This is a genomic window from Fulvimarina endophytica, from assembly GCF_003403015.1.
In the GTDB taxonomy this organism is placed as follows: domain Bacteria; phylum Pseudomonadota; class Alphaproteobacteria; order Rhizobiales; family Rhizobiaceae; genus Fulvimarina; species Fulvimarina endophytica.
Genome location: NZ_QURL01000005.1, coordinates 132,413 through 149,599 on the forward strand (window position 1 = coordinate 132,413; position 17,187 = coordinate 149,599).

A 17,187-nucleotide genomic window follows, 5' to 3' on the forward strand; every position below is an offset into this window, starting at 1 on the left:
CATACAGGATGAAGCCGGCCCGCACGAACCCCAAACGAAATGAAGCCCGCATCGGATGATGCGGGCTTCGAACCAGCCATGGATCGGCAGGACGTGTTATTCGGCCGCCAGCTTGACCGAAGGCGCAGCTTCCAGCACCGAACCGTCGACGGCGTCCTCGAAGCGGCGGAAGTTCTCCTGGAACATGGAGACGAGCCGCTTGGCCTGAGCGTCGTAAGCTGCCGGATCGGACCAGGTGGAACGCGGATCGAGGATCCGGTCCTCGACACCATCCACGGACACCGGCACTTCGAAGCCGAAATAGGCGTCGGTGCGGAACTGGGCGTCGTTCAGCGATCCGTCGAGCGCGGCGCCGAGCAGGGCGCGGGTCGCCTTGATCGGCATGCGCTTGCCCTCGCCATAGGCGCCGCCGGTCCAGCCGGTGTTCACCAGCCAGCAATCGACCTCGTGCTTGGCGATCAGATCGCGCAGCAGATTTCCGTATTCCGACGGATGGCGCGGCATGAAGGGGGCGCCGAAGCAGGTGGAGAACGTCGCCTCGGGCTCGGTCACACCCTTCTCCGTACCGGCGACCTTCGCCGTGTAGCCGGAAAGGAAGTGGTACATGGCCTCGGACGGCGTCAGGCGGGCGATCGGCGGCAGGACGCCGAAGGCATCGGCCGTCAGCATCACGATGGCCGTCGGATGGCCGTCGCGCCCGGTCTCGGACGCATTGGCGATGTAGTGCAGCGGATAGGCCGCGCGGGTGTTCTCGGTCAGCGACCCGTCATCGAAATCGGGAACGCGGTGCCCGTCGAGGACGACATTCTCGAGAACCGTCGCGAATTTGCGCGTGGTGCCGAAAATCTCGGGCTCGCTCTCAGCCGAGAGCCGGATCGTCTTGGCGTAGCAGCCGCCTTCGAAGTTGAAGATGCCGTTCTCGCCCCAGCCATGCTCGTCGTCGCCGATCAGCGTACGGTTCGGATCGGCCGACAGGGTCGTCTTGCCGGTTCCCGAAAGCCCGAAGAAGACGGCGGACTGGCCCTTGTCGTCGACATTCGCCGAGCAGTGCATCGGCATCACGCCCGTCTTCGGCAGACGGTAGTTCAGCGCCGTGAAGACGCTCTTCTTCATCTCACCGGCATAGGAGGTGCCGCCGATGAGGACGACGAGATTTTCGAGATCGCAACCGATGACCGTCTCGGTCCGGCAGCCATGGCGCTCGGGATCGGCGGTGAAGGAGGGAAAATCGATGATCGTCATCTCGGGGACGAAGTCAGCGAGGTCCTCGCGGTTCGGGCGAATGAGAAGATTGCGGATGAAGAGCGCATGCCAGGCGAATTCCGTGACCACACGGACCTTGATCGCGTTTTCGGGATCTGCGCCGCCGATCAGGTCCTGAACGAAGAGGTCGCGCCCTTGGCCATGGGTCTTGAAGTCGTCATAGAGGGTGCCGAACGCCTCGGGCGACATCTGCTTGTTGTTGTCCCACCAGACGGCATTCTCGGTGGCCGCGTCGCGCACCACGAACTTGTCCTTCGCCGAACGGCCGGTGTGCTTGCCGGTGGTGACCGCGAGAGCGCCGTGCGCGGTCAGCTGACCTTCGCCGCGACGGACGGCGATCTCCACGAGCTCGGCCTCCGTCAGGTTCCAGCGGATCGACGACAGGCCGGCAAGCCCGGTGGTTTCGATCCCGGCATTCGGATTGCGTGTTCCGATCTCGGTCATAGCGCGACTGTTCCCTGAAAGACTTCACGGGCTGTGCAATCGCCAGCCCTCCTCGCGGCAAGACGTAGCGGATGGCCCGATATGTGACAACAGTATAACGCCCGTTTCCCAAGCAGAGCCTCAAGTTTAATCGATTTTAATTTCGTCACTTTTCTTTAAACCGGTTTGAACGAAGCTTTAATCGGTTCAATTCAAACAGCACTTCAGATGGGATCATGCAAAAGTTTGTCATGCGCCCGCTCGCGCCGCCCGCGAAGGGCAAGGAAGACGTCCTTCTGCCGGATCGAAACGCGGGCCTCGCAGGCTCCTTCCGGTCCGACATGCCGCTGGGGCAGGCATTGCGAGCCGGACGCTTCCGGCGGCGGCGGTCGAACTCGATCGCATTTTGGTAACGTTCGCTTAAGCATCCCGCGGTCATAATAACCGATCAGTAGGATTTCCTATTCGAGGTTCGGACTTTGAAGAACTTTGTCGCCACAGCCGCCTGCGCCGGCCTTGCAGCCGTCGTCCTCGTCGCCAATCTGCAGGGCGCGCCCGTGTCCGCCGAGACCACGCGGGCCGATGTCACGGTGATCGATCCGAAGACGACCGCCTCCCTGGCCGTACCGGGTGCCCAGGCTGCGCCCGCGAAGGCGTTGCGGATGATCGATCTGCGCAGCGGCGCGACCTGTCGCATCGCGGCGCCGGCCAAGACCAGCCAGGATCTGACGCGCGCCCCGGTCGGACCCGAATGCCAAGGCTCGCCCGCGCTTTCCCGCGTCGCCAAATGGCGTCACACGCCGGACGGGTCGCTCGAAATGCTCGACGAAGAGGATGAGACTGTCTTGCTCTTCATGCCCGGTGACGGCGTTCTGTATGAAAGCATCTATCCGAGCGAAGCCTTGGTGACGATCGTCTCCGCAAACGGCTAAAAAATCGGCACGGGAGCCGGACTCGGCTTCGGGTTCAAGGGATCCGGAAGCCAGAGCATTGCAGACGCGACTGTCAGAGCGAACCGGTCTCGGAATGCGTCAGCGTCCCGAGAGCTTTGCGCTGCGTGCCGTCTCTCTCGAAATTCTCCTCCGCCAGCCAGACGCCGAAGGCCGCATCGAGCCTGGGCCATTCATGATCGAGAACCGAGTACCATGCGGTATCGCGGTTCTCGCCCTTGGCGATCATATGCTGGCGGAAGAGCCCCTCATAGGAGAAGCCGAGGCGCTCGGCGGCCCGTTTGGAGGGTAGATTGAGATCGTTGCATTTCCATTCGAGCCGGCGGTAGCCAAGCGTCTCGAGAACCAGCTTCATCGTGAGATAGAAGGCTTCGGTCGAGGCGCGCGTTCGCTGCAGATCCGGACCGAAACAGACGTGACCGATCTCGATGACACCGTTTTTCAGGTCGGCCCGGAACAGCGCGAGCACGCCCACGGCCTTTCCGCTCGCCTTCGATATGACGGCGTAGAAGCGGTGACCTTCGCGCAGGTAGAGATCGCGCGCCGACGCCTCGAAGGCGTCCCGCGTCTCGAAGGGACCGTTGAAGAGCCAGCGCCAGATCGCGCCTTCCCGATCCTTGGAGAAGGCCTCCCACAGCTCCCCGAAACGCGTCTCGTCGGTGATCGGCTCGACGATCGTGAAACGGCCTTCGAGGGTGTCGGTGCCGGGGAACGCTCGCGGTTCATAGGTTGAAAGCGGCTTGCCGCCTCCCCTCGTTTGCTTCGTCATCGCGCGTGCCTCCGAATGAAGTTCAGGACCTCGGACCTGATCGAACGATCGCTGAGATCGAGAGCGGTCGCGAAGGCCGTGATCACCCCGATATGATCGACACCGTCGACGATCCGGCTTTCTACCGGAACGCCGGCGGATCTCGCCTTGGCGGCAAGAGAACGGGTGTTCTTCGGATCGACCGTCGTATCGGCACTGCCCGCGATCAGAAGCATCGGCGGCTCGTCCCCATCGACGAAGTTCACCGGCTGGCTGGCCGCTCTCGTGGCTTCCGGGAAGATCCGCTTGTAGCGCTCCTCGGTGAGCGGCAGGAAATCATAGGGCCCGGCAAGTCCGACGAAGCCGGAGAGGTCGCGGATCGATCCGCCCGCGCGCGACAGGTAGCGCCCGTCTGTCGCGAGAAGGCCCGCGATCTCGGCACCGGCGGAATGGCCCATCAGGAACAGCGGGTGACGCCCTGCCGCAATGCCGTATTCGCCTCGGTCGGCAAGGCGTGCGGCCGCAACCGTCGCCCTAGCCGCGTCTTCCACGAAGCCGGGAAAGCGCGTCTCGGGATAGAGCCGGTAGTTCGGCACGGCGACGATCATGCCCTCGCTGGCGAGCGACTGACCGACGAAAAGATAGATGTCCTTGCTGCCCGAGTCCCAGCTTCCCCCGTGCACATAGACGACGAGCGGTGCATTCGCGGCGACCCCGTCCGGTATGTAGAGGTCGAGGGTCCCGCGTTCGCCGGGCATGTAGCGGACATTCTCCACCACCCGGTAGCCGGCACCGCTGGTGACCGCGTTGAGCGCGCCGGCGCAGCCGGCAAGAAGGACGAGTGAGAGTGAGGAAAGGATCGTCGCCAGCCGGGCGAAGGGCCATGTGCGAACGAAGCGACGGGAAAAGCGGAAGCGGGCGGGTCTTGTCATGGATGGTCAAGATAACGCCCGTGCCACCCGGCGCAATGGAGGCTTGCGGCCAAGGGCGCCCATTAGAGGCAAGGTGCGACCGGCCGAGCACTTTCGTTCACGAAAGGCGCCGGGCGAAGCCTTCGATGATGTCCGCCGCCCCGTTGATCGCGTGGGTGAAGCGTGAGCGGATGTCGGCGAGCGTCGCCTCGAGCCGGCGGGCTTCCGATCGCAGGCGCTCGTTCTCCTTCTCCAGAACGTTGAGGCGAAGGCGGACATCGGACAGTTCGTCGGCGGTCATGATGGCGGCCATGATGGTCAACCGCTGATCCCCGATCTGGCCGACACCGTCCTTGAGGCTTGCGATCTTCTCCTCGATCCCGGCGGCCAGATCCTGCAGGTGATCCTCCTCGCCGGGCCCGCAGGCCATGCGATAGGTCTTCCCGTCGATTTCAACGACCACCTGCGGCATGAACGAACTGCACCTCCTTGGGTTCGGGGCGGCGCCCGCCCCCGTGCGTCACGTCTCGGAACTGGGCGGGGAGACGATGTTGCGAACCCTCTCCATCGCGTCGACCAGCCGGTGCGAGACCTCCCGATTGGCCTTTTCCAGCCGCTCGCTGCGGGCAAGGGCGAGGTCCAGCTCCTTGGCGAGGCGCCCGCGATCTGCAGTCATCCGCTGGAGAACGACCTCGGTATCGACGAGAATCGCCTCACGCGACAGACGCGCGTCGATCGCCGTCGAAAGCGTTTCTTTCGCAGCGGAGAGGCGAGCGAGACTGGCCTCGAATTCGTCCTGCGTCGCCATGTTCCTGCCCGGCCATCCTTCGGTCTTGCTACCGCCTCCGGTGTAACGCGCCAAAGGCGGAAGGAAAAGGCGGGCCGAACGCGCCACGGACGAACCCTCCCGCCGCTCGAATTGACAGCGCCCGGGGCCTATGGTGTCTCCCCGATAAAGGTGTCGAACGGCGCTCCGGGGGACCAGACATGAATTCGGGGGACCTGACGGAGACCCGATGCTCCCGGCGCGGCCCTTCGGAACTCGGAGCGAAACACGCGTTCTCCGGGGTCGCCTCGCCGAAGACCCGAACACTTATCGGATTCTGGAATGACCACATCTGAAACCGCTCGTGACATGGCAAACGCTGTCCGCTTTCTCAGCGCCGACGCGATCGAGAATGCCGGTTCGGGCCACCCCGGCCTTCCGCTCGGCGCGGCCGACGTCGCGACGGTCCTCTTCACGCGCTTCATGACGTTCGATCCCACCCAGCCGGACTGGCCGGACCGGGATCGCTTCGTCTTTTCGGCCGGTCACGGCTCGATGCTGCTCTACAGCCTGCTCTATCTCCTCGGCTATCCGGATATCGACCTCGACGAGATCCGGTCCTTCCGGCGCCTCGGCTCGAAAGCCGCCGGCCATCCGGAATGGGGTCACGCCGCCGGTATCGAGACGACGACCGGTCCGCTCGGACAGGGCCTTGCGAATGCCGTGGGAATGGCGATCGCCGAATGCCATCTGTCGGCGAAATACGGAACGGACATCGTCGATCACCGGACCTTCGCCTTCGTAGGCGATGGCTGCCTGATGGAGGGCATCTCCCAGGAAGCGATCTCGCTTGCGGGCCATTTGAAACTGTCGAAGCTCGTCGTTCTTTGGGACGACAACGCGATCACCATCGACGGCAAGGTGTCGCTCGCCGACTCCACCGATCAGATCGCCCGCTTCGAGGCGTGCGGTTGGGACACCTTCTCCTGCGACGGACACGACCAGGACGCGATCGCCGCGGCGCTGGAGGCGGCCATCGCCTCCGACCGGCCGGCACTCGTCGCCTGCAAGACCACCATCGGCTTCGGCGCGAGCGGCAAGGCCGGAACGGCGAAGGTTCACGGATCGCCGCTCGGCGAGGACGAGATCCGGACCATGCGGGAGACCCTCGGCTGGCCGCACGAACCGTTCGAAATTCCGGCCGGCATCGTCGATCAGTGGCGGATCGCGGGGCTGAGATCGGGCGCGGCACGGCGCAAATGGGAGGAGCGTTTCGCCGGCATCGATGCCGAGAAGCGCGGCGATTTCGAGCGCTCGATGCGCGGCGATCTGCCGAGCGGCCTGAAACAGGGCTTCGACCGGGCCAAGCGCGAGGCGAATGCGGAACGGCCGGACCTTTCGACGCGCAAGGCATCCGAACTCGCTCTCGAAATGATCAACGCGATCGTGCCCGAGACCATGGGCGGCTCTGCCGACCTCACGGGTTCGAACAACACGATGGCCGGGCCGATCGAGGTCTTCGACGCAGAAAACCACGCCGGTCGCTATCTCCATTACGGCATTCGCGAGCATGCGATGGCCGCGATCATGAACGGTCTCGCCCTTCATGGCGGCCTCATCCCCTATGGCGGGACCTTCCTCGCCTTTTCCGACTATGCGCGCGGATCCATTCGCCTCTCGGCCCTGATGGGAACGCGGGTCATCCATGTGATGACGCATGATTCGATCGGTCTCGGCGAGGATGGTCCCACCCATCAGCCGGTGGAGCATCTGGCGGCCTTGCGGGCGGTGCCCAATCTCTGCGTCATGCGCCCGGCCGATCTCGTCGAGACGCTCGAATGCTGGCAAATCGCGCTCGGCGCACAGCACCGGCCGAGCGTTCTTTCGCTCACGCGGCAGGCCGTCCCTGCGCTTCGCACCGACGAGCACGACGAGAACAAGTCCGCCCGGGGCGCCTACGAACTCGTACCCGCCAATGGCGATGCGAAGGTCACGCTCTTTGCAACAGGGTCCGAGGTCCATCTCGCAATGGCTGCCAAGAAGGTGCTCGACAGGGACGGACATGCGACGCGCGTCGTCTCGGTACCCTGCTTCGAACTCTTCGCCGAGCAGAGCGAGGAATATCGCGCGGCCTTCCTCGACGATCCGTCCCTGAAGGTCGCGGTGGAGGCGGGCGTGCGCCAGGGCTGGGACGCACTGATAGGCCGGCACGGCATCTTCGTGGGCATGGACGGATTCGGTGCCAGCGGGCGGGCCGAAGAGCTCTTCGCCCATTTCGACATCACGTCGGACTCGATCGTGCACCGCGTGCGGGAACGGCTCGCGGAGATGACACCGACGGAAGAGAGCGATCCAGACGTCTAGAGCGATTCTCCGCGTATGGGACTCGGTGTCATGGTCTCGCCTGAGGCCGAGGCTCGCCGTGCGGTTCGTCCTCGTTCGCCGAACCGCGCTCGCGGGCGAGCGCCCATGTGAACTCGGCGCCGAACAGAAAGATCTGGCAGCTGTAGAAGATCCACAGGAGGATGGTGACGAGCGAGGCGGCCGACCCATAGGTCGTGACGACGCCGCTCTGGGAAATATAGGCGCCGATCAGGAACTTGCCGATCTCGAAGAGGACGGCGGTGAGGAGAGCGCCAGCCAGGACCGTCGGCCATTCCAGGCGCTTCTCCGGCAGGAGTCGAAAGATCGCGGCGAACAGCATGGTCTCGACCGAGAGGCTCAGCATCATCTTCAGGAAGACGATGAGTGGCTGCATCGAATCGAACCGGTCGAGAAGATAGTTCGAAACGGCGGTCAATCCCGCGTCGAGCACCAGCGAAATGAGCAGCAGGAAGCCCAGCGTCAGCACCATGGCGGCGCTGATCAATCGGCTGCGTACGATGACCCAGAAGTCGCCGCCCTTGGGATGCGCCTTGAAGATGATGTTGAGATCGTCCTGCAATTCGACGATCGCACCCGTCGCGAGGATGAAGAACATCGTCATGCCGAAGGCGATCGAAAGCGGGCTCGACCCGAAATGCGTCGCGGCGCCCAGCATCGAATCGAGCGCGGCCGCAGCGCTCGTGCCGATGAGCCCATCCGCTTCGGCGACGACGGCGCCGCGCGCCGCCTCCTGCCCGAAGAAGAAGCCCGCGATCGTCACGCTCGCTAGGAGAACCGGTCCAATCGAGAACAGCGCGTAGAAGGAGATCGCGGCGCCAAGACTGAGGGCGCGGTCGTTCCACCATCCCAGCATCGCCGTTCTGAACACCCGCACAACCGCCTGCATGGATCGCTCGCTTCCCTTCGCCGGATGCCGGCCTCCGACGTCGACCGCACGGGCCCTGAAATTCGATCCCGAAGCCATCCCGTCGGGATGGACTGCCGGGGACAGCAACACTCGCGGTCGTCTTTCGATTCGCCGCGAACACGGTGGATCGCGTTTTGCGTTGATCGGAAGGTCGCTTCGGCTTACGTGAGGTCCGCACGCCCGGTCGCAAGTCCGGCAGTTCTCGAATCACATCTATAGCACCGGGAGACAACCAGTCATGGCAGTTCGCGTCGCAATCAACGGCTTCGGTCGGATCGGTCGCAACATTCTGCGTTCCATCATCGAGTCCGGGCGCACCGATATCGAAGTCGTCGGGATCAACGATCTCGGTCCGGTCGAGACGAACGCTCATCTCATTCGCTACGATTCCGTCCATGGCCGCTTTCCCAGCACCGTGAAGGTCGACGGCGACACCATCGATGTCGGCCGTGGACCGATCCGCGTGACGGCGGAGCGCGATCCGAAGAACCTTCCCTGGGGGGAGCTCGACGTCGACGTCGCGCTCGAATGCACGGGGCTCTTCACCGCGCGCGACAAGGCTTCCGCACACCTCGATGCCGGCGCCAAGAAGGTGCTGATCTCGGCGCCCGGAACCGATGCCGACCTTACGGTCGTTTACGGCGTCAATCATCAGAAGCTCACCGCCGAGCACAAGGTCGTCTCGAACGCCTCCTGCACGACGAACTGCCTCTCGCCGGTCGCCATGGTCCTCAACGAGGCCATCGGCATCGAGAAGGGCATGATGACGACGATCCATTCCTATACGGGCGACCAGCCGACGCTCGATACGATGCACAAGGATCTTTATCGCGGCCGTGCGGCGGCGCTGTCCATGATCCCGACATCGACGGGCGCGGCGAAGGCGGTCGGTCTCGTCCTGCCGGAACTCGACGGCAAGCTCGACGGCTTCGCGATGCGCGTCCCGACCCCGAACGTGTCGGTGGTCGACCTGAAGTTCGTCGCCAAGCGCGAGACGAGTGTCGACGAGATCAAGCAGCTGATCCGGACGGCCGCCGAAGGGCCGCTGAAGGGCGTTCTCGGCTATACCGACGACAAGAACGTCTCGATCGACTTCAACCACGACCCGCATTCGTCGATCTTCCATATGGATCAGACCAAGGTCATGGGCGGCACCTTCGTGTCGATCCTGTCCTGGTACGACAACGAATGGGGCTTCTCCAACCGCATGTCGGATACGGCCATCGCGCTTCACAACGCGGGCTGATACGGCGGCGAGAACATCGCTTGATCAGCGACGGCACCGTTCCTTCGGGAGCGGTGCCGTTTTCGTTTCCGGTGCGCTGGACGATCGTCCGGCCAGGGCCGGACAGGAGCCGCGTGGTGATTGCACAGTGCAGCGAAAGGCCAAGCCTGGCGCAGGCCGAGGCTCAACCCAAGTCCACAGCGACGAGGCGTCGCGGCTGGATTCGGCGGTCGATGACGGAACGCGCAGTCGGCGATCGGGCGTCAGTTGCTCTTGGCGATCGCGCCGGCGGAGGCGAGCTGCTGTTCCGCATAGGACTGGGCGGTGCGACGCGTGACCTCGCTCGAGACCGCGAAGGCCTGTTCCTGAAGATTGCGGATCCATTCCTTGTCGGCCGGCGTCGCCCGCTTCAGGGCCATGGTCAACATAGCGAGCCCCCGGACCGGCTCCGGCGTGATGGAGATCGTCTTTCCGTCGAACAGGAGGTAGCCGAACAGCGCCTGCGAGCCCACATGGCCCTTCGAGGCCGCGAGCTTCAGCCAGCGTGCCGCCTGCTTCGGATTGGTCCGCCCGCCCTCGCCTTCGAGCATCATGCGCCCGAGTTCGAACTGCGCCTTCGGATTGCCGAAATAGCTCGCCGCATGGAAATAGAACTGGCGTGCTCGAGGCAGATCGACGTTCACATGGCCCGGAATGCCGCGACGCAGATAATCGGCGAGTGCCGTGACGGCATTGGCCACATAGGCATTGTCGGCGCTGGAATTGTCGGGCTCGCGCACGATCTGCTCGAAAATCTGGAAGGCCTCGAAATCGTCCTCCGGCACGCCGTCGCCATCGGCATACATGCGGGCGAGCTTCCAGAGCGCACCGCGATGGCCTTTCTGGGCCGCGTATTTCAGGCTCTTGAACGCGACGTCCTTTTCGCCGCGCTTGTAGGCCTGAAAGCCGTGGCTGAAGAGTTCGAGGGAACTCGCATTCGGATCGACGATCGCGTCCGGATCGAGGGCGAACGCCGTGGCGGGGCACCCCGCCGAGAACAGCGCGCCCGCGAGAAGGACGAGAACGAACCGACTAGATGTCCGCATAGCAATGCTTCTCGGCTGCGCCGCCCGGATGGGTCACCGCTCCGAGACGAGCCGTGCCGACCTGCTGCGCATATTTCCAGAGGGCTCCCGACTGGTAGTCGGTCTCACGCGCGACCCAGGTCTTGCGACGCTCGGCGAGTTCGTCTTCCGAAAGCTCGACTTCGAGCGTTCCCTCGACGGCATCGATCGTGATGATGTCGCCATCCTTCAGAAGTCCGATCGGCCCGCCGACGGCGGCTTCGGGACCCACATGGCCGATGCAGAAGCCGCGTGTCGCGCCCGAGAAGCGGCCGTCGGTGATGAGCGCGACCTTGTCGCCCATGCCCTGGCCGTAGATCGCGGCGGTCGTCTGCAGCATCTCGCGCATGCCGGGGCCGCCCTTCGGTCCCTCGTAGCGGATGACGAGAACCTCGCCTTCCTTGTAGTCGCGGGCCGAAACGGCCTTGAAGCATTCTTCTTCCGAATCGAAGCAGCGCGCAGGACCCGAGAACTTCAGGTTCTTCATGCCCGCGACCTTCACGATAGCGCCGTCGGAGGCGAGATTGCCCCTCAGCCCGACGACACCGCCGGTCTTGGTGATCGGGTTGTCGGCGGAACGGACGACGTCCTGCTGCTCGTTCCAGGAGACCTTTTCCATGTTCTCGGCAAGCGTGCGCCCGGTGACCGTCATGCAGTCGCCGTGCAGATAGCCGTGCTCGAGCATGGTCTTCATCAGGAGCGGGATGCCGCCGGCCTCGAACATGTCCTTGGCGACGTATTTGCCGCCAGGCTTGAGATCGGCGATGTAGGGCGTCTTCTTGAAGATCTCGGCGACGTCGAAAAGATCGAACTCGATGCCGCACTCATGGGCGATCGCCGGCAGATGCAGCGCGCCATTGGTGGAGCCGCCGGTCGCGGCTACCACGGCCGCGGCATTCTCGAGGGCCTTGCGGGTCACGATGTCTCGCGGGCGGATATTGCGGCGGAGAAGCTCCATGACGATCTCGCCCGAGGCGTAGCAGAAACGGTCGCGGATCTCGTAGGGGGCCGGGGCACCGCAGGAATAGGGAAGCGCCAGACCGATCGCCTCGGCGACGGTCGCCATGGTGTTGGCCGTGAACTGCGCGCCGCAGGATCCGGCGGACGGACAGGCGACCTGCTCGATCTCGTCGAGGTCCTCGTCGGACATCTGGCCGGCGGAATGCTGGCCGACGGCCTCGAAGATGTCCTGAACCGTGACCTGCCGGCCCTTGAAGGTTCCTGGCAGGATGGAGCCGCCATAGATGAACACGGAGGGAACGTTGAGGCGAACCATCGCCATCATCATTCCCGGCAGGGACTTGTCGCAGCCGGCGAGCCCCACCAGCGCGTCGTAGGAGTGACCGCGCATGGTCAGTTCGACTGAGTCGGCGATCAGGTCGCGCGAGGCGAGCGACGACTTCATGCCCTGGTGACCCATGGCGATGCCGTCCGTGACGGTGATCGTGCAGAACTCGCGCGGGGTGCCGTTGGCCGCGGCCACGCCCTTCTTCACCACCTGCGCCTGGCGCATCAGGGAGATGTTGCACGGGGCCGCCTCATTCCAGCAGGAGGCGACGCCGACGAGCGGCTGGTGGATCTCCTCCTTGGAGAGCCCCATCGCATAGAGGTAGGACCGGTGCGGTGCGCGCGTCGGGCCCTCGGTCACATGACGGCTCGGCAGCTTCGATTTGTCGATTACGCGTGCGTCCATCATGTCCTCGCTGAATATCTCATCGTCCGAGCGGCGTTCACCACGTTCGGAACTCTTTCGAAGTGTCGACGTTTTGTGGCGGCAACACGGCATATTTCAAGCCGGGCTTTCGCGAATAATGCGACGGCGAGAGAGTGTTGCTGAACGGCACCTGAAGGCCGAGCCGCCCACGGCAAAACGGCCACGGCAGACACTGTCCACCGTGGCAGTTCGATGCTCGGAAGGTCGAGGCCGGAACTCGCCGCTTACCAGGTGAACTTCAGGCTCGCATTGCCGGCATAAACGACGTCGTCGCCGACAGTACCGTTGAAGTACGCGCCCTCGCCGATCGACTGGGAACCGTCGGTCCAGTAGCCGATCAGGCCGCCGAACCGGAGCTCGGCCCATTCGGAGCCCTTGAGGGACATGCCGGCCGAGAGCGTGTAGAGATCGGTATAGGTCGTCTCCGCACCCGAAGACACGCCGCTGTCGTAGCCGACGCTGACCGCACCCGAGACCCGGTCCGTGAACGCGCGGCCGAGGCCGAGCGAGGCGGTGTAGCCGTCGTCCCAGAAATAGGGCTGGTAGGACGAGGTCTGGCCGAGCGGGCTCGAGATCGTGTTGACGACCGCGTTGTTGGTGCTCCAGTCCGTCCAGCGGAAGGACGCCAGAAGCAGGGTGTCCTCGGCAATGCCGGTCTGCAGCTTGATGTCGAGATATTGCGGGCTCGTCACGTCGGACAGGGAGCTCTTGAACGCGCCTGCCGAGTTCAGCTGGCCAACGGCACTCGCCGCCGTCAGACCGGCACCGGCGACAACGTTGCTCAACTGGCCGAGCGCAACTTCCTGGCCGCCGCGAGCAGCGAACGCATTGCCGAGAACCGCGACATTCGCCGTACCGACGATGTCGTCATGGTCAACCTCGGAGCGATACATGACCTGCGCGCGCAGGGCGATATCAGGATATTCGTAGGCAAGGCCGATCCGGTAGCCGGTGCTGTAACCGGACGAGACATCGCTATCGACCTGGGTCGGAAGGAATGCCTGAAGGCCAGCCGCATTCAGGCTGCGCGCAAGTCCTGCGCCCGCAGGACCGGAGGCGGCGAACTGGTTGTTCAGGCCGGTGAAGCCGAAGCTCGTTCCCTGGAAGTTGAAGTCCTCGAGGAACAGGCCGCCGAGCACGCTGAAGCGACCCGCATCGCTCGTATAGCTCACGCGGCAGGTCGTGCCGAATTCGTTGGAATCGAACTCGATGCGCTGGGTACGCGACAGTGCCGTCGCCCCGGGATTGAGCGTCGGGACGCGGTCTGCGGCCCGGGTGCTCTGGGTCGAGGAAACCTGGAAGGGCAGCGAACCACCGGGAGCGCCGCTGTAGTCGGCCTCGGCAGCGAAGGATTCGGTATAGTGAGCCGCGCAGCTGAAGGGCTCGCCGCCGAAGGCGATGGCGAGCGAGGGGATCAGGTATTTCTGCGTGTAGTCGCCGAAATTCCCGCTCTGGCCGTTGATCGTCTCGAAGCCGCGCTCCGGGTTGACGTAGGTGTAACCGGTATGGATGGAGACCGTGCCCGGCGCGAACAGAACGTCCGTCTCCGGCGAGCCGCGCTGGAAGCCGGCAGCCAGAGCAGAGCTCGCCAGCAGCGTCGTGGCAAGCGCGCCACCGATGATGGTCTTCGTGGTTCGAGTCATGGTCCCCCCCAGATCAAAGCTGATGCTTCAAACAACGCTGTTCCGCGTTATTGACGTGAAGGTAACTCGTAAAATTCGGGCGAGGAATAGCGCCGGGACGGGTCGTGGCAATGCTGTGACATTGTTGTGACGGATTCCGTGGCCCGCCCGCCACATTTCGCGGAGCCCGGCCCCGACGCGCAAGCCTGGCGACGGTTTCGATGGGAGCGAACCGATCACGGTTCGCTCCCATCGTCGGTCGGCCCTATTGAAGCCGGGACAAAGCGGCCTTCAGGCTCGCCGTCTCCGCGGCATAGGCCTCCCGCTTCTCGCGCTCCTGCGCGACGATCTCCTCGGGCGCATTGGCCACGAACTTCTCGTTGCCGAGCTTCTTGTCGATGCGGGACACCTCGGCTTCGTTCTTGGAAACGGCCTTGGCGAGCCGGGCCTTTTCCGCCTCGATATCGATGACGCCTGCGAGCGGGATGGCGAAGGTCGTCCCCTCGACCACGATCTGCGCCGACTGGGCCGGCACGTCGCTCGATATCCGCGCCTCCTCCAGCCGTGCGAGACGGACGAGTTGCGGGCCATGCCGCGAGAGGCGGTCGGCCGACGTCCCATCGGGCGAGATGGCGACGAGCGCGACCTTCGCCGAGGCCGGCACGTTCATTTCCGAGCGCACGGAGCGGATCGCGCTCACCAGTTCGATGAGCCAGTTGATGTCGCTCGCCGACTCGGGTGCCGCGAACGGAACCCCTTCCCAGGCGGTATGACAGAGCAACGCCTCGCGACGACCCGGTGCGGTCTCCTCCCACAGCTCTTCCGTCACGAAGGGCATGAAGGGGTGGAGCAGCACGAATATGCGATCGAGCACGAAACCGGTCACGCGGCGAACCTCTTCGGCCGCAGCCGCGTCGTCGCCGCCGAGCGTCGGCTTGCTCAGTTCCACATACCAGTCGCAGAAGAGATTCCAGACGAAGCGATAGAGGATCGCCGCCGCATCGTTGAAGCGGAACGCCTCCAGCGCGGCGGTCGCCTCCCGCTCGGCCTTCGAAAGCTCGGTGACGATCCAGCGATTGATCGGCTGGGTCAGGGCTGAGGGGTCCACGTCCTCGCCATGGCGCGCCTCGTTCATCTGGGCGAAGCGGGTCGCGTTCCAGAGCTTGGTGCAGAAGTTGCGATACCCCGCGATGCGCGCCGGATCGAGCTTCACGTCGCGACCCTGAACCGCCAGCGCGGCGAGGGTGAAGCGCAAGGCGTCGGCTCCCACCTCGTCGATCAGTTCCAGCGGGTCGATGCCGTTGCCCTTGGACTTCGACATCTTCTGCCCGAGCTTATCGCGAACGAGCGGATGCATGTAGACGGTGTGGAACGGCTCCTTGCCGGTGAAGTGCAGGCCCATCATCATCATGCGGGCGACCCAGAAGAAGATGATGTCGAAGGCGGTGGAGAGGACCGAAGTCGGATAGTATTTTTCCATCTCCGGCGTCTCGTGGGGCCATCCCATGGTGGAGAACGGCCAGAGAGCCGAGGAGAACCAGGTATCGAGAACGTCCTCGTCGCGCGTCAGCTCCGCCGGCGATCCGTAATGAACCCTGGCCGCCTCGTTCGCCGCCTCCTCGCTGCGCGCCACGAAGACGTGACCGTCAGGTCCGTACCAGGCCGGAATGCGGTGTCCCCACCAGAGCTGGCGCGAAATGCACCAGGGCTGGATGTCCTCCATCCAACGGAAATAGGTGTTCTCCCACTGCTTCGGCACGAACTTGGTGCGCTCTTCGCGGACGGACGCGATGGCGGGCTTGGCAAGGGTCTGCGCATCGACGAACCACTGATCCGTCAGCATCGGCTCGATCACGACGCCCGAGCGATCGCCGAAGGGCTGCATGATCGTCTTGGCCTCGACGAGCGGCACGAGTTCGCGCACCTCCCCGCCCTCTTCGGGGGCGACCGGTGCCTTGACGGCCCCGAGCCGCGGATCGGTCTCGGGCACCATGATCGCGCTGCCTTCGGCGTTCAGCGCCTCAACGATCTTGCGGCGCGCCTCGAACCGGTCGAGGCCGCGATATTCGTCCGGAACGAGATTGATGGTGTCGACATAGGCGGTATCCGGCGTTCCACCGGCCTCGCGGACGGCGCGCGCCAGCTCGACCGCCTCGGCATAGGGCGCACCATCGGAGCGCATCGAGGCGGTCTCGTCCATCAGGCGATAGAGCGGGATCGAATTGCGCTTGGCGACGCCATAATCGTTGAAATCGTGCGCGCCGGTGATCTTAACCGCACCGGAGCCGAAATCCGGATCGGGATAGTCGTCCGTGATGATCGGAACGAGGCGCCTCTGCCCCTTGGGACCGACCGGGATCTCGCAAAGCTTGCCCACGATCGGCGCGTAGCGCTCGTCGGACGGATGGACCGCGACGGCACCGTCGCCCAGCATGGTTTCGGGACGGGTGGTCGCGATGGAAATGTAATCGCGCGTCTCGCGCAGGATCACCGCCCCGTCCGCGTCCTTCTCCACATATTCGTAGGTCTCGCCGCCGGCCAGCGGATATTTGAAATGCCACATATGGCCGTCGACTTCGCGGCTCTCCACCTCGAGGTCGGAGATCGAGGTCTGGAAATGAGGGTCCCAGTTGACCAGCCGCTTGTCGCGATAGATCAGGCCTTCCTCGAACAGGCGAACGAAGACCTCGAGAACCGCCTCCGACAGGCCCTCGTCCATCGTGAACCGTTCGCGGGACCAGTCGAGCGAGGCCCCGAGACGCTTCAACTGCTCGGAGATCCTGCCGCCGGACTCCGCCTTCCACTGCCAGATCCGCTCGACGAAGGCCTCACGCCCCATCTCGCGGCGCGTCTGGCTTTCACCCGCCGCCGCCATCTGACGCTCGACCACCATCTGGGTCGCGATACCCGCATGGTCCGTGCCGGGCTGCCAGAGCACGTCCTTGCCGCGCATCCGCTCGAAGCGGACGAGAATGTCCTGAAGGGTATTGTTGAGGGCGTGCCCCATATGGAGCGAGCCGGTCACGTTGGGCGGGGGAATGACGATCGAGAAGGCCGGAGCGCCGTCGCGCTTGCCTGCACCGGCACGGAAGGCATCGGCCTCTGTCCAGCGCTCGTAGATACGCGGCTCGATGGCCGCGGCGTCGTAGGTCTTTTCGATCATGCAATGT

General features: G+C 64.3%; 13 protein-coding genes. 3 read left to right on the top strand and 10 right to left on the bottom strand.

The features are described from left to right. Nucleotides 1-96: 96 nt before the first annotated feature. On the bottom strand, nucleotides 97-1,707 hold the full coding sequence (locus DYI37_RS12705; RefSeq protein ID WP_116683637.1) for a phosphoenolpyruvate carboxykinase: 1,611 nt from the start codon (nucleotides 1,705-1,707) through the stop codon (nucleotides 97-99). A gap of 458 nt (nucleotides 1,708-2,165) precedes the next feature. On the opposite strand from DYI37_RS12705, the gene DYI37_RS12710 reads away from it, so the two are divergent. Next, nucleotides 2,166-2,618, top strand: a complete 453-nt coding sequence (locus DYI37_RS12710; protein ID WP_116683638.1) for a hypothetical protein — start codon at nucleotides 2,166-2,168, stop codon at nucleotides 2,616-2,618. 73 nt (nucleotides 2,619-2,691) lie between these two features. On the opposite strand, the gene DYI37_RS12715 is transcribed toward DYI37_RS12710, so the two are convergent. The 4 genes from DYI37_RS12715 to DYI37_RS12730 form a co-directional block, all read right to left on the bottom strand. Then, nucleotides 2,692-3,405, bottom strand: coding sequence for a GNAT family N-acetyltransferase (locus tag DYI37_RS12715; protein WP_116683639.1), 714 nt, complete (start codon nucleotides 3,403-3,405; stop codon nucleotides 2,692-2,694). Then, nucleotides 3,402-4,316 carry an alpha/beta hydrolase gene (locus DYI37_RS12720; protein ID WP_116683640.1) on the bottom strand — a complete coding sequence of 305 codons (915 nt, stop codon included), beginning with the start codon at nucleotides 4,314-4,316 and terminating at the stop codon, nucleotides 3,402-3,404. Before DYI37_RS12720 ends, DYI37_RS12715 begins: the two co-directional genes overlap by 4 nt. Before the next feature lie 97 nt (nucleotides 4,317-4,413). Then, nucleotides 4,414-4,767, bottom strand: coding sequence for a cell division protein ZapA (locus DYI37_RS12725; protein ID WP_116683641.1), 354 nt, complete (start codon nucleotides 4,765-4,767; stop codon nucleotides 4,414-4,416). A 48-nt stretch (nucleotides 4,768-4,815) separates the two neighbouring features. Continuing rightward, entirely contained in the window at nucleotides 4,816-5,103 is a 288-nt protein-coding gene (locus DYI37_RS12730) for a DUF4164 family protein (protein ID WP_116683642.1), read from the bottom strand. 300 nt (nucleotides 5,104-5,403) lie between these two features. Here DYI37_RS12730 and tkt point away from each other — a divergent pair, with 300 nt between their 5' ends. Next, nucleotides 5,404-7,425 carry a transketolase gene (gene tkt, locus DYI37_RS12735; RefSeq protein WP_116683643.1) on the top strand — a complete coding sequence of 674 codons (2,022 nt, stop codon included), beginning with the start codon at nucleotides 5,404-5,406 and terminating at the stop codon, nucleotides 7,423-7,425. Nucleotides 7,426-7,453: 28 nt separating this feature from the next. Here the strand turns inward: tkt and DYI37_RS12740 are convergent, their stop codons facing one another. After that, nucleotides 7,454-8,332, bottom strand: coding sequence for a YihY/virulence factor BrkB family protein (locus tag DYI37_RS12740; RefSeq protein ID WP_116683970.1), 879 nt, complete (start codon nucleotides 8,330-8,332; stop codon nucleotides 7,454-7,456). 259 nt (nucleotides 8,333-8,591) lie between these two features. On the opposite strand from DYI37_RS12740, the gene gap reads away from it, so the two are divergent. Further along, on the top strand, nucleotides 8,592-9,599 hold the full coding sequence (gap, locus tag DYI37_RS12745) for a type I glyceraldehyde-3-phosphate dehydrogenase (protein ID WP_116683644.1): 1,008 nt from the start codon (nucleotides 8,592-8,594) through the stop codon (nucleotides 9,597-9,599). Between the two features lie 242 nt (nucleotides 9,600-9,841). Here the strand turns inward: gap and DYI37_RS12750 are convergent, their stop codons facing one another. The 4 genes from DYI37_RS12750 to DYI37_RS12765 all read right to left on the bottom strand — a co-directional run bounded on the left by DYI37_RS12750 (nucleotide 9,842) and on the right by DYI37_RS12765 (nucleotide 17,180). Next, nucleotides 9,842-10,663 carry a tetratricopeptide repeat protein gene (locus DYI37_RS12750; protein ID WP_116683645.1) on the bottom strand — a complete coding sequence of 274 codons (822 nt, stop codon included), beginning with the start codon at nucleotides 10,661-10,663 and terminating at the stop codon, nucleotides 9,842-9,844. Beyond that, on the bottom strand, nucleotides 10,650-12,374 hold the full coding sequence (gene ilvD, locus DYI37_RS12755; protein WP_116683971.1) for a dihydroxy-acid dehydratase: 1,725 nt from the start codon (nucleotides 12,372-12,374) through the stop codon (nucleotides 10,650-10,652). The genes DYI37_RS12750 and ilvD overlap by 14 nt, the downstream gene beginning before the upstream one ends. A gap of 245 nt (nucleotides 12,375-12,619) precedes the next feature. Further along, nucleotides 12,620-14,038 carry an outer membrane protein transport protein gene (locus tag DYI37_RS12760; RefSeq protein WP_116683646.1) on the bottom strand — a complete coding sequence of 473 codons (1,419 nt, stop codon included), beginning with the start codon at nucleotides 14,036-14,038 and terminating at the stop codon, nucleotides 12,620-12,622. 244 nt (nucleotides 14,039-14,282) lie between these two features. Continuing rightward, nucleotides 14,283-17,180, bottom strand: a complete 2,898-nt coding sequence (locus DYI37_RS12765; protein ID WP_116683647.1) for a valine--tRNA ligase — start codon at nucleotides 17,178-17,180, stop codon at nucleotides 14,283-14,285. Nucleotides 17,181-17,187: the final 7 nt, after the last annotated feature.